The organism is Moritella sp. Urea-trap-13 (assembly GCF_002836355.1).
Classification (GTDB): Bacteria; Pseudomonadota; Gammaproteobacteria; order Enterobacterales; family Moritellaceae; genus Moritella.
Genome location: NZ_PJCA01000027.1, coordinates 53,794 through 67,472 on the forward strand (window position 1 = coordinate 53,794; position 13,679 = coordinate 67,472).

At 42.0% G+C, this 13,679-nt stretch carries 9 protein-coding genes; 5 read left to right on the forward strand and 4 right to left on the reverse strand.

Going from position 1 to position 13,679, the window contains the following annotated elements; all coding sequences use genetic code 11:
* Positions 1–72 precede the first annotated feature (72 nt).
* The 3 genes from CXF93_RS03220 to ebgR form a co-directional block, all read right to left on the reverse strand.
* On the reverse strand, positions 73–525 hold the full coding sequence (locus tag CXF93_RS03220) for a beta-galactosidase subunit beta (protein ID WP_101060982.1): 453 nt from the start codon (positions 523–525) through the stop codon (positions 73–75).
* Positions 525–3,608: a beta-galactosidase subunit alpha gene (gene ebgA, locus CXF93_RS03225; RefSeq protein WP_101060984.1), complete on the reverse strand. Its 3,084-nt coding sequence runs from the start codon at positions 3,606–3,608 to the stop codon at positions 525–527. Before ebgA ends, CXF93_RS03220 begins: the two co-directional genes overlap by 1 nt.
* A 426-nt stretch (positions 3,609–4,034) precedes the next feature.
* Positions 4,035–5,030, reverse strand: a complete 996-nt coding sequence (ebgR, locus tag CXF93_RS03230) for a transcriptional regulator EbgR (RefSeq protein WP_101060985.1) — start codon at positions 5,028–5,030, stop codon at positions 4,035–4,037.
* A 205-nt stretch (positions 5,031–5,235) separates the two neighbouring features.
* Here ebgR and galE point away from each other — a divergent pair, with 205 nt between their 5' ends.
* The 5 genes from galE (at position 5,236) to CXF93_RS03255 (ending at position 12,473) form a co-directional block, all read left to right on the forward strand.
* Positions 5,236–6,246, forward strand: coding sequence for a UDP-glucose 4-epimerase GalE (gene galE, locus CXF93_RS03235; RefSeq protein ID WP_101061507.1), 1,011 nt, complete (start codon positions 5,236–5,238; stop codon positions 6,244–6,246).
* A 4-nt stretch (positions 6,247–6,250) separates the two neighbouring features.
* Positions 6,251–7,330, forward strand: coding sequence for a UDP-glucose--hexose-1-phosphate uridylyltransferase (locus CXF93_RS03240; RefSeq protein ID WP_101060987.1), 1,080 nt, complete (start codon positions 6,251–6,253; stop codon positions 7,328–7,330).
* A 52-nt stretch (positions 7,331–7,382) separates the two neighbouring features.
* Positions 7,383–8,543 (forward strand): galactokinase, encoded by a 1,161-nt coding sequence (galK, locus tag CXF93_RS03245; protein WP_101060989.1) that lies wholly within the window; start codon positions 7,383–7,385, stop codon positions 8,541–8,543.
* A 6-nt stretch (positions 8,544–8,549) separates the two neighbouring features.
* The gene (gene galM / locus CXF93_RS03250) at positions 8,550–9,719 is read left to right on the forward strand and encodes a galactose-1-epimerase (RefSeq protein WP_101060991.1); all 1,170 of its coding nucleotides are present in this window, start codon (positions 8,550–8,552) and stop codon (positions 9,717–9,719) included.
* Between the two features lie 174 nt (positions 9,720–9,893).
* Positions 9,894–12,473, forward strand: coding sequence for an ATP-binding protein (locus CXF93_RS03255; protein ID WP_101061508.1), 2,580 nt, complete (start codon positions 9,894–9,896; stop codon positions 12,471–12,473).
* Between the two features lie 102 nt (positions 12,474–12,575).
* Here CXF93_RS03255 and CXF93_RS03260 read toward each other — a convergent pair whose 3' ends face one another.
* Positions 12,576–13,577 carry a substrate-binding domain-containing protein gene (locus tag CXF93_RS03260; RefSeq protein WP_101060993.1) on the reverse strand — a complete coding sequence of 334 codons (1,002 nt, stop codon included), beginning with the start codon at positions 13,575–13,577 and terminating at the stop codon, positions 12,576–12,578.
* Positions 13,578–13,679: the final 102 nt, after the last annotated feature.

Here is a 13,679-nt window from a genome sequence, read left to right on the forward strand (position 1 = left end):
GCCCAATCCCTCTCTTATTTTTAGTTCTGGATACGTGCCCAGACTTTATTATTCATGTAGCTATTTATTCAACTACTTATTCAAAAAGTAGCCATCTTCAATAGTCACTTTTAGTACCACTTTTCGCACGCGATTATCACCGTGGAATCGATACGCTTTGCTATTATCAAATACCGCCACTTGGCCTTCACAAAGTTGTTTTATCTCACCGTGACCCGCAAGGTATTCACGGTCAGTTTCATCGGCGTAAGCGTGTACTAATTCAAGTTCAGACTTATCAGCGACTTCGACAGTTTCACGACCTTCAAGGTAATAGTGCACATCAAAATAACGACGATTACCTTCAAACGTGTCGGTATTTTCCGCCACGCCATCGGCAATCATATACACCAATGAATCACCAATGGAATACATCACGCCATCTTTTAGGTTGCCGATGTTGTCAATAGCTTCAATACAACGATTCCATTTACGCCCATCGCGGTACACTGATTTGAAGTGGTCTAGGTTGTCTAAAATGATCATTACTTATCTCCGCCTGCAGGTTGGCTGGTTGACGTGAACGTGTGATTAGCTAACGCGCTTGGCTTACAACCACCTTGATGAAAAGGCACTAGCGTTAATGCGTAGTTAAACTTCTCCATGTACACACGGTATGAATCTAATACTTCCGAGCCCCAAGAGTTTGAACCTAAGCCCATTAACTTGTGGTCAAGGTTAATTGTGATATAACCGCTCTTCTCAAGCTCAATAGTGTGCTGCGCTGCGTGGATGTTTTGGTTGGTATAGAACCAGGCACTGAAATTAATTTCTTGCGCTGGTTTCACCAATAAACCAGAGCCTTGGCGATTAGCTAATGATGCCCAGCGTACGTGTTGGCGGTTACCGTTGTTTTGTGGGAATGGGTAGTTCTCAAACATATCGGCAACGTTAGTTTTATACACATCAATCAGGTTCGCTTGCTGGCTGTCTTGGTAGTTTTCTTCAGGACCGCGGCCATAGTATTGCACTTGGTCAAAGTCATTATTAATACCTAAGTCCAGACCAAGTACAGGTATCACGTGTGGGTAATTACCGTATTTCTCGCCTGATAGTTGAATGTTTAACTGACCTTCTTTATTGATTTCGTACACGTAAGTACAGCGCATACCAAAATCAAATACCGGTGGGGCAATAATGCTGGTCACGGTGAAAATTACTTTGCCATCGACTTGTTCAAGATTAATTGAACGGAAGTGCTCTTGCATAATGTGTAAGTGCGCAGGCTCCCACAGACCATCGTGTTCTTGCTTGTGGTTATCAACCATCGGCTTGAAGAAGTTCAGTTTTGGGGCGCTAGCAATCAGCTCTTCGCCATTGACTAACCATGAGTTCAACTTCCCATTCACTTTAGAGAATTTAAGCGTAAAGTTTAGCCCTTTCACTACATAATCTAAGCGAGATTCAACAATGTCTAAAGCAATGGCATTACGATTAGTGAATACCGGTAACTGCTGGGTTTGCTCTTTTAGCTGTACTTGATAAACGGCTATATCGTGATTGGCTTCGCTGTAACGAGTACGAGAATCTTTACGTACAGTGAAGTTAATGAAAGCTTCACGGCCATCTAATTCAGGCAGAGTGATCTCGATATCACGGCTGCTGTTTTCTGCTAGCTCAGTGACTTTTAATGTCGTGCTTTGTACTGTTTCACCAGCAACGCGTACTTCTGCGGTAATGGTGTAATCATCAAGGTTAGAGAACCACAGTTTGTTGTCGACCGTGAAAATACCCTTGGCTGCATCTTTAGCGTGGATTTTCACTGGCGCAATGACTTGCTTGTATTCTTTTAGGCCTGGTCCCGGTGTTTGATCTGAATAAATGAGGCCATCCATACAGAAGTTATAGTTATTTGGGTAATCACCGTAATCGCCACCGTATTTTAAGAATTCAGTGCCGTTTTCATCTTTCGCTAGAATACCGTGGTCACACCATTCCCAAACAAAGTGACCTTGAATAGAGTTATGTTTGTAGAATACGTTTTGGTATTCCGTTAAACCACCAGGGCCGTTACCCATCGCATGGGCATATTCACAGATGATGCGTGGTTTGTTATGTGGGTGTTCACCAAAGGCATTCATTAGTTGTGCGCGTGAATACATGGTACTGATGATATCAACCACTTCAGCATCACGATCTTCTTCATAATGGACTAGGCGAGTATCATCAATGGCTTTAGCTGCTGCGTACATCGCTTTGATATTGCAGCCATAACCTGATTCATTGCCGAGTGACCACATGATAATAGAGGCATGGTTTTTTTGTGCGTGAATGTGGCGTTCTATACGTTCTACAAATACCTGTTCCCATTCAGGATCATTGGTAATACGGCTTAAGTCATCAACGTTAGCAAAACCGTGCGTTTCCACATCTGTTTCGCCCATGACGAATAAACCATAGACATCACACAGTTCATAAAAACGTGGATCATTTGGATAGTGCGCAGTACGGACTGAGTTGATGTTGTGTTGCTTCATCAAGATGATGTCTTTCTCAACACGATCCATGCCCACTGCGCGACCTTTTAGATGATCGTTATCGTGGCGGTTAACACCGTGTAGCATCACGTAGTTGTTGTTGATGTAGAACAGACCATCACGGACTTTAATATCTCGGAAGCCAACACGCTGTGGAATGACTTCTAGTACCTTGCCTTGCTCGTCTTTTAACGTCAGTACGAGTTGATACAAGTATGGATTTTCAGCAGTCCAGTGAGTCGGGTTTACCACATCAATGGTAACGTTTACATCTTCAGTCGACGAAAAACTCAGTGACTCGATATTGCCTGCTGCCAGTGCGGTAGCACCATCGAATAAAGTATATTCAAGGGAATAGCTAGCCACAGGATCTGCAGTTAAGTTTTCAATTACTGCTTTGCAAGAAAGCGTTGCGCTTTGATAAGACTCATCAAAGTCTGTGCGAACTGTTAGATCTTGCACGTGTACTTGTTCTTTACCAATTAAGTAAACATCACGGAAGATCCCGCCTGTCCACCACATGTCTTGATCTTCGATGTAAGTTGAATCAGCCCATTGCATAACGCGTACAGACAATAAGTTTTCACCTTGCTGTGCGAATGCAGATATATCGAATTCAGCGGTTAAGCGACTGCCTTTACTAAAGCCAACGTAGTGGCCATTCACATAAACTTCAAAATAAGTTTCAACGCCGTCAAATTTGATAATGGTTTGTTTATCTGTCCATGTTTCGCCAAGCGTAAATGTACGTTGGTAAGCGCCGGTTGGATTGTCGCTTGGCACAAAAGGTACATCAATTGGGAATGGGAAACCTTCATCGGTATATTGAAGATCGCCGTGGCCTTCCATTTGCCACATGTTCGGAACAGTGATCTTGTCCCAGTTATTCATGTACTGAGTATAGAATTCGTCAGGTACTAACAGCGGGTTAGTGAAGAAGTTAAAGTTCCATTGGCCACTCAATAGTTGGTAGTGGCTGCTTAATTCACGTTGGAACGTTGTTGCTGTTGATACTGAGTCATATGAGAAAAAGTAAGCACGTGGTGCCATTCTATTTTCATTAAGGCGGAAGAAGTTTTCCCAGTTGTTCACGTGTAGCCTCCAAGTCGATAACGACAATGCGAATAAATAATACGAGTTAATTTTAGCGAGCTGCTTTCTGGTAAATGATATTAACTAAAGTTTTAGTAAAACAAATAAAAATGTTGTTTTAGTTTTAACTTGATCACACTTGATGGCGAGGTTTGTGAGCTGGCTAACGTTAATGACTCGTTGCGATGTAGCTAGAATGTGGTGCTAGTGTGATGTAGATCTCGTAATGTTAATGCGTAATTTTAAATGTTAATAGCGGATTGGTAGGTAAAGAAAGTCGAATAAAAATTAAAGGCAGAATTAAAGCAGAATTAAAGCAGAGTTAAATGAAGGTTTAATGGGGATTAAAGGAGGGTAAGGGCGATTTGAAGGAAAGTAGCAGCGTAGTCATACACTGCTTTCTTTCATTATTGAGGTGTTTAAAGCTTATTTTTTGGTGGTGCCACGTAAGCGTAAATTACTTGGAATGTAAGCATTAATAGGGATCACACGTTGATCACGGCGACGTTCCATTAATAAGTTAACCCCTTGACTGCCCATCAGTTCTGAATGAATGCGTACGGTAGACAAAGACGGGAAAGTAAATTTAGCAGTGGGAATATCGTTCACACTGATCAAGGCAATATCGTTTGGTATCGATAAACCTTGTTCATGAATAGCACGTAATACCCCAATGGCAATCGAATCTGACGCGATGAAAAATGCATTAGGGTGATCCGTTTCCAGCATCTTCTTTGCCAGTTTATAACCTGATGAACTTGAGAAATCACCACGGTATAAATCAGCTTCTGAGACAACACCTTTTAACTGACCATATTCAGTAAAAGCTTGTTCACGGATGTCCGGTGTATTGATGTCATCTTGCCCACCAATAAAACCGATTCGACTATATCCCTGATTAGTAAAGAAATTAACAACTTCCTTACTGATCCTGACAAGGTCAATATCCACGGAGTCAAACTCTTGGTCGTGATCGGTATAATCAATATAAACAATGTTTTTCGTGATTTTTTTAATCGCGATTAACTGTTCGTCAGTTTGACGACCAACTAATAAGATGCCATCTACTTTTGGATTCTTAATATCGAGATTGTTATCGTAGCTATTCGTCAGCACGATATCAAACTTGTCACATTGCGTTTCTATGCCGTGACGGATCGCTAAATAATAAGGATCATTAATCTCGGTGTCTTGCTTGTAATTATACAGTGCTAAGAAATGCAGATGCTCTTTTGCTTTAGCCGGTAATGCGCTAGCAAGTTTACGCGTCGAACTGGTTTTGTATTCCAGTTTTTCTGCGATTTCAAAGATCCGTCGTCTGGTTTCTTCTTTTACGCTTAATGTCGGATCTTCATTTAATACTCGCGACACTGTCGCTAATGAAACCTTAGCTTCGTTGGCGATTTCCTTTAATGTTGCCATTCATCCTCCAGCCCAGTCATATTATTCTTTATAGGGTAGTTATTTTACGGAAAAAATGATGATTTTGATACCTAAATCTCACTTTTAGTAAAATGTTTACCAATTGGTAGTTGTTTTTGTGGAAACGTTTACATTTGAGCGGTAGGGTACGTAAATATCTTATAGATTTACCTATTTTGTGTTCAAAATTGCGGGAGAATTCATTGTGAAAGTACTGGTAACAGGTGGCATGGGCTACATCGGTAGTCATACATGTGTACAGATGATTGCAGCGGGCATCGAGCCTATCATTATCGATAATTTAGATAATAGTAAATTAGCTGTACTCGATCGTATTGAAGCATTAACGCAGGTGCGCCCTGTTTTCTATCAGGGAGATGTGCGTGATGAAGCCTTTCTCGACCGTATTTTCACTGAGCATACTATTGCATCGGTTATTCATTTTGCTGGATTGAAAGCCGTCGGTGAATCAGTACAAAAACCGCTGGAATATTACGACAACAATGTAAACGGATCTTTAGTACTGGCGCGATCAATGCGTAAAGCCAATGTCAAAAGCATTGTATTTAGCTCTTCGGCTACCGTGTATGGCGATCCTGAAACAGTCCCGATTACTGAAGATTCACCAACCGGTGCGACAACGAATCCTTATGGCCGCAGTAAATACATCATTGAAGAATGTTATTCAGATCTGTTTGCTGCAGATAATGATTGGAGCATTACGTTATTGCGTTACTTCAATCCGGTTGGCGCGCATCCGTCTGGCACCATGGGTGAGGATCCTCAAGGGATCCCAAATAACTTAATGCCGTTTATTGCCCAAGTGGCTGTAGGTCGTCGTGAATCTCTGTCGGTATTTGGTGATGATTACCCAACACCAGATGGCACTGGCGTACGAGATTATATTCACGTGATGGATTTAGCTGATGGCCACATTGCTGCATTAACGACTGTGGGTAAAAAATCAGGTCTGCATATATACAACTTAGGCACAGGTAAAGGCTCAAGTGTATTAGAAATGGTCAATGCGTTTGCACAAGCCTCTGGTCAACCAATTCCATATCAAGTATGTCCACGTCGCGCTGGTGATATTGCCGAGTGTTGGGCAAGTACAGCAAAAGCAGAAAAAGACTTAGGTTGGAAAGCCAGCCGTAATGTAATGGAAATGAGTGCCGATACATGGCGCTGGCAGTCAACTAATCCACAAGGATATTAAGCTTATGTCTAGTTCAGAATTTAATAAAGAATGTAATGAAGAGTTTAACCCTATTGATCATCCGCACCGTCGTTATAACCCACTAACGGGTCAATGGATCTTAGTATCACCGCACCGAGCAAAGCGCCCGTGGAGTGGTCAAGATGAAGCTCCGGATACGGCGGAATTATCGACGTATGACCAAGACTGTTTCTTATGCCCAACTAACAAGCGTATCTCCGGTGATGAGAATCCAAATTACGACGGCACTTATGTATTTAGCAATGACTTTGCCGCGCTGATGCCTGATTCGCCTGAAGCGCCTAAATCAACTAATCCGTTGTTCAAAACTGAAGGTGTACGTGGGTTAAGTCGCGTTATTTGTTTTTCACCCGATCACAGTAAGACGTTACCAGAACTGCCAACGGCAAAGATCCGCGGCGTGATTGATACCTGGAATGAACAAATTGAAGAATTAGGTAAAGAATATCTGTGGGTACAAGCGTTCGAGAATAAAGGCGCTGCAATGGGCTGTTCACAACCGCATCCACACGGACAAGTATGGGCAAATAGTTTTTTACCTAACGAAATTGAACGTAAAGAAAAGCTACTGAAAGCATATCAGCAAGAACACTGTTCGAACTTATTAGTTGATTACGTGGAATCAGAATTACAAGACGGCGAACGTACAGTCGTTGAAACCGAGCATTGGCTTGCGGTTGTACCGTATTGGGCGGCGTGGCCGTTCGAAACGATGTTGTTGCCCAAAACACATATCCGCCGCATGAGCGAATTAACTGAAGCGCAGCGTGATGACTTAGCGTTAGCGATTAAGAAACTGACTTGCCGTTATGACAATCTGTTTCAATGTTCATTCCCTTATTCAATGGGCTGGCATTACGCACCGTTTTTTGAAGAAGGCACGGATATAGAACATTGGCAATTACACGCATTATTCTATCCGCCGCTATTACGCTCTGCATCAGTGCGTAAATTCATGGTGGGTTATGAAATGTTAGCTGAAAGCCAGCGCGATTTAACCGCCGAGCAAGCTGCGCAAAAACTGCGTGATGTCAGCGACGTACATTATAAAGAACAAGCGTAAGCACGTTAACAAGAATAGTAAATAGCAACCCTACAAAATGTGGAAGGCACCGATGACAAATTTAATTGAAAACGTAAAAAATGCATTCAACGCAGTACTTAACTATGCACCAACGCATATTGTGCAAGCCCCAGGTCGTGTAAACCTGATTGGCGAACATACCGATTATAACGATGGTTTTGTATTGCCTTGTGCAATCAACTATCAAACCGTGGTGGCAGCAGCAACGCGTGATGACAATATCGTGCGTGTGGTTGCCGTTGATTATGATAATGCCACGGATGAATTTGATATTACTCAGCCGATCACTTTCCAAGACGATAAAATGTGGGCGAATTATATTCGTGGTGTGGTTAAGTGTTTATTAGAGCGCGGTTTTGAATTTAAAGGTGCCGATATTGCGGTGACTGGTAATGTGCCGCAGGGGGCAGGGTTAAGCTCATCTGCAGCGCTTGAAGTGGTTATCGGTCAAACGTTTAAAGAGTTATACCATTTGAATATCACCCAAGCAGAAGTGGCCTTAAACGGCCAGCAAGCTGAAAATGAATTTGTTGGTTGTAACTGCGGCATTATGGATCAGATGGTCTCAGCACAAGGCAATGAACATCATGCCATGTTACTCGATTGTCGTAGTCTTGAAACGACTGCGGTATCTATGCCAGAAAACATGTCGGTAGTGATCATCAACTCGAATAAGAAACGCGGGCTGGTGGATTCTGAATACAATACTCGTCGTGAGCAATGTGAAGAAGCTGCACGTATTTTTGGTGTGAAAGCATTACGCGATGTCTCTATCGAAACATTTAATGCCAAAGAACATGAGCTGGATGAGATGGTCGCAAAACGTGCTCGTCATGTGATCACCGAGAATGATCGCACCGTTGAAGCGGCAAGTGTGTTGGCTGCTGGTGACATTAAACGTATGGCGGAGTTGATGGCAGAATCGCATGCGTCAATGCGCGATGATTTTGAAATCACTGTGCCGGAAGTGGATACCTTGGTTAATATCGTTAAAAACGTTATCGGCGTTGAGGGCGGTGTGCGCATGACGGGTGGTGGTTTTGGTGGTTGTATCGTTGCATTAGTACCACCGGCATTAGTCGATTCAGTGCGCAGTGCAGTTGAAGAGTTGTATGAGCCAGCGACGGGTTTAAAAGAATCTATCTATGTGTGCCAAGCAAAAAATGGCGCTGGATTAGTGTCAGCAGTATAGGGTGTCATGATGATTGAACAATCAAGTTTGTTCGACAGCATGACCGCAGAGGCAGCCTTTGATGGTCGCCCAGCTCAGTTGTTTGAATTAACAAATAATAACGGCATGTGCATTGTCTTAATGGATATCGGTGCCACTTGGCTAAGTTGCAAAGTACCTGTTACAGATAAAGGGGCTGGTAAAGGTACTGATACAGTCAGGCTGCGCGAAATATTACTCGGTCAAAACAACATGGCCGATTTCCAATACCAGCAAAGTTATATGGGCGTGACCGTTGGCCGTGTGGCTAACCGTATCGCCAAAGGCCAGTTCTCTATTGCGGGTGTTGGCTATCAAGTCGATGTGAATCAAGCAGGCAATACCTTGCATGGTGGCACGGACGGTTTTAATAAACGTCGCTGGTTAGCCACGGATAATCGTGACATAAACCATGGTGTAAGCACTGATGTAGAAACTGATAAAAGCACTGACATAAGCTCTGATAAAAGTAGCCAGCAGAACAGTGTCGAGTTTGTATTATTTTCTCCTGATGGCGACCAAGGTTTCCCCGGTGAGTTGACTGTGAAAGTTACCTATCAACTTACTGATGATAATACCGTTGTCATTAGCTATCAGGGACAAACCAATAAAGCAACGCCGATTAACCTGACCAATCACGCTTACTTCAATTTACTGGGGGCGGATAGTGGCGAGTCAGCGTTAACTCACAGCCTAACTATCAACAGTGCTACGTTTGTGCCAACAGATGAAGTTGGGATCCCGACTGGAGAGTGGTTAAACGTTAAAGGTAGTCACTTTGATTTCACCACTGAGAAGTGTATTGACCAAGATTTCATGCTAGATACACAACAGCAAACTGCGAAAGGTTACGACCATGCTTTTGTGTTAGCTAAAGACTGTTTGCAAGGGGCGCTAGCAGCCAGTTTAACATCGCCAGATAATCTCGTGAGCTTGAATGTGTTTACCAGCAAACCAGCCATGCAGTTGTATAGCGGAAATTGGTTAGCGGGCACGCCAAATCGCCTGGGTGGTGAGTATCAAGATTACGCCGGTATCGCCTTAGAAACCCAGTTTGTACCTGATGCGCTCAACCGTCCTGATTGGGAACATCCAAGCAGCATATTGCAACCTGAAGACGTCTACCAACAGCAAACTAGTTATCAGTTTAATCTGTAGTCCGATCATTTTCTATATCATTTCCTATAGCAAGCTCTTACCAGTCGTGAGGCTTGCTAGGGATAATCTGGCGCAAATAAATGAGTCTTAGATCATAGTTAGGCTAATTTTTTAATGCAAAGGACTGAGATTACTTATACTACTAGGTAAGTGATTGGTTTTTATGGTGGTCAAATGTCTTTAAAGAAAAAAAGTATTATTGCGCTGGGTTTTTATACTTGTTTACTCATGACCATAATTGCCAGCATTACCTATTATGTCGTCGAACCACCTATCCGTGATAATCTCGAAAATAACCTTAATTTAAGAACTCAATTACTGGCCCATGAAATTGAAGAGCCTTTAGAGCGTTCAGTCGCCACTTTGCATGGATTAGTTGGCGTTGCGGTTAGTGGTTATCCTGTCGACGTACTTAAAAAAATGACTTTTTCGGTATTTAACCAGAGTAATAATATCATCATCAGTGGTGGTATCTGGCCTGAACCCAACAGCCTAATTACAGCACAAAATTTAGCGAGTTTATTCTTTTCCCGAGATGAACTGGGCAATGTTGAATTCATTAATGATTATAACAATCCTGCAGCGGCACCTTATCAGTTAGAGCCTTGGTATACCTCTGTCGCACATGAAAATAGTCAGCGTAAAATATCCTGGTCAGCGGTATACGTCGACCCTTTCACTAAGCAAAAAATGATTACCGCATCACAACCGTATTTTAATAATGGCCAATTTGCGGGTGTAGCAACGATAGATATTTCGTTAAAAGGCATGGTGGGGGTCATAGAATCTCATGCCGCAGAACATCAATTAGGCGTGCGTATTTACAGCGAAAGTATTGCCATTGCAGACTATAAATTCAATGTAATAGAAGGGATGTACGTTGTTAAAAATAGCCTGAGTAAGTTTAATTGGCAGCTTGAAGTTATTAACTCTCACCATACCGTGGCAGATGATGTTTATACGCAAGTTGTTAATATTGAAATGGGTATTATACCGTTATTATTGGTCTGTGTGATTATTGGGTATTACATTATAAATCATTGGTTAATAAATCCTATTACTCGAATATCAAAGCAGATTAATGAAAATGATGTCGGTGAAATCATCGATATTAATTATCGTTATAAAGATGAAATTGCCAATTTGATTGGTTCTTTTAATAAAAAGACCGAATATCTTGAAATAGAAAAAATAAAAGCGGAATCATCAACCAAAGCGAAAACCTCTTTTTTAGCCAATATGTCCCATGAAATTCGCACGCCGTTAAATGGCATTATTGGTATGTCGGATATTCTTGCTAGCACAGCGTTAACCCCTGTGCAGGTGGAATATTTACAAACCATAGATACCTCATCGAAAATTTTATTATTACTGATTAACGATATTTTAGATCTATCGAAAATAGAATCAGGTCATCTTGTGCTGGTGGCTCAGGAATCGAATGTCGCTGAAGTGGTGTATGACACCGTCACGATAGTGCAGAGTAAAGCCGCTGAGAAAGGTTTATCGTTACAAATTGAATTGTCACCAGAACTGCCTGAATTAGTGATGATCGATGCTCACCGTTTACACCAAATATTGATGAATCTGATGTCGAATGCGATTAAGTTTACCCTGCAGGGCACGGTGACGTTATCGGTGGGTTATGAACCGAAAAATAGCGAACAGCAAGCTAAGGGCACTGGACGATTACTATTTGCAGTGCAGGATACAGGAATAGGGATCAGTGAGGATAAATTAGAACAAATATTTGCGCCTTTCATCCAAGAAGATGGCTCTATCACACGACAGTTTGGTGGTACCGGACTTGGGTTACCCATATGCCGTCAATTAGTGGTGTTACTCGGTGGTGAGATTAAACTTGAATCTGAAAAGGGCGTTGGTAGTAAGTTCTATTTCACCCTTGATGTAGCTGTGATTGACCCCAGAAGTTCTGCTTTAACAGCCTTTAGTGGTATGCCATGTTTAATTATCAGTGAGCAAAATAAGGCTCCACAACAGCTAGAGTCAGAATGCCTAAAATGGGGACTAACCCCGACAGTCATAGCGCAGGATGCTAATTTTATGACGGTCGCTAAGCAATATGCGCTGATTATTTATTGTCAGAATACATCAGCGTCAACACTGACAGACATTGAAAAATTGAATGGTTTAGATAACCACCCAGCATTGATTATTTGCACACAACAAAGAAATGAACATATTGATTTTAACCACACTATTGATGGTTTAATTACCCTACCATTGTTAGGTCAACGTTTTGCAAAAATCGTACGTAAAGCGTTAACAAAATCACCGCAAAGTCGTACTTCGTTATCAACTGGTGTACCTAAATTGATGATAGAAAAAGCCGATGTTCTCGTTAATGACGATAGTAAAAAGAAAATTATTCTAGTCGTAGAAGATAATCTTATTAATCAAAAAGTAGCGACGTTATTACTTAAAAAAGAAGGCTTTATTGTTGTCTTAGCCAATAATGGTAAAGAAGCGCTAGAGATGATTAAAGCTGAGTCTCTCGATTACTCTCTGGTATTAATGGATTGTATGATGCCTGTTATGGATGGTTTTACTGCCACTGGTGCTATTCGTGAATGGGAGCAACAACAAGCGAAAAAGCGACTGCCTATTATTGCTTTAACCGCGAGCGTGTTTGTCGAAGATATTGAAAAATGTTACCAATCTGGCATGGATGATTATGTCGCAAAACCTTTTAATAAAGACGTCGTTTTTGAAAAAATTGCGGCTTATACCTGATGTGAATGACCCATCTAAGGGCATGATCTCGGTGCTGAACTGCAAGTGAGCACGCTTAAGAGGTTTATCGCTTAGGCTCATCATTCAGTTTTATCGTTTAGGCTAAGCGCGCTTAGCCACGGATAACCGTTCCACTAATATCGCCTCAAATACCTTACCTTTAATGTCACTATTCGAGCCTTTCGCTAGTGCTAAAGATAATTCTGCTGCTTGCTCGGCCATGGTTTGAATTGGATAGTGCATGGTACTGAGTTTCGGGTGCAGGTATTTGGCAATTAGACCATTATCAAAACCCATCAATGAAATGTCATTTGGGACTGAAATATGCTGTGTTTCAAGGGCTGTTAACGCGCCTGCCGCCATATAATCGTTATAACAAACGACGGCAGTGATCGGTAGCTTACGGGCTAACAGCTCAGTCATCGCCGCTTCCCCCCCTTCATCTGTTGGCTGTCCTGCCACTATGTAGTCTGTATTTAGGCTGAGGTTATGGCTGGTTAATGCTTGTAAGTAGCCAGCTTGGCGATCGTGTGAATCGTCAATATCGTGGCAAGAATTAATATAACCAATATGCTGATGACCTTGAGCTATTAAATGCTGGGTTGCGATATTGGCACCTTGTTGATTATCTAATGCAATACAGCGTTCGGCAATTTCAGGAATATGGCGGTTGATGAGCACTAACCCTGGTACTTCTTCGGCAAATTCGATCAGTTCTTGGTTGCTTAAACCTTTGGCATGGATCACGAGAGAATCGCAGCGGTTATTGATCAGCAGTTCAATCGCTTCTCTTTCAGTTTTGGCATCATGGTAACCATTGCCAATTAATAAATGCTTATGATGGCTGCGAGCAACATTATCAACTGCTTTGATAAGCGCCCCAAAAAAAGGATCTGAGACATCGCCAACCATCACCCCGATAGTATTGGTGCTTTGGTTTACCAGTGCGCGAGCATTAGCGTTAGGACGGTAAGCTAAGGCTTTCATCGCCGCATTAACCGAGACTATTGCCGCTTTACTGGCTTTTGGTGACTTGTTGACGACTCTAGAAACCGTGGCAACTGATACGCCTGCTGCTTTTGCTACATCTTTGATAGTTGCCATAATACGCTGTTTAATCCTTTAATTTTATCTATGTTAGGGTGACTTATGTAAACGTTAACACTAGTTTACTTAAGGGTAAAATAAAATGACAATAATTACCTA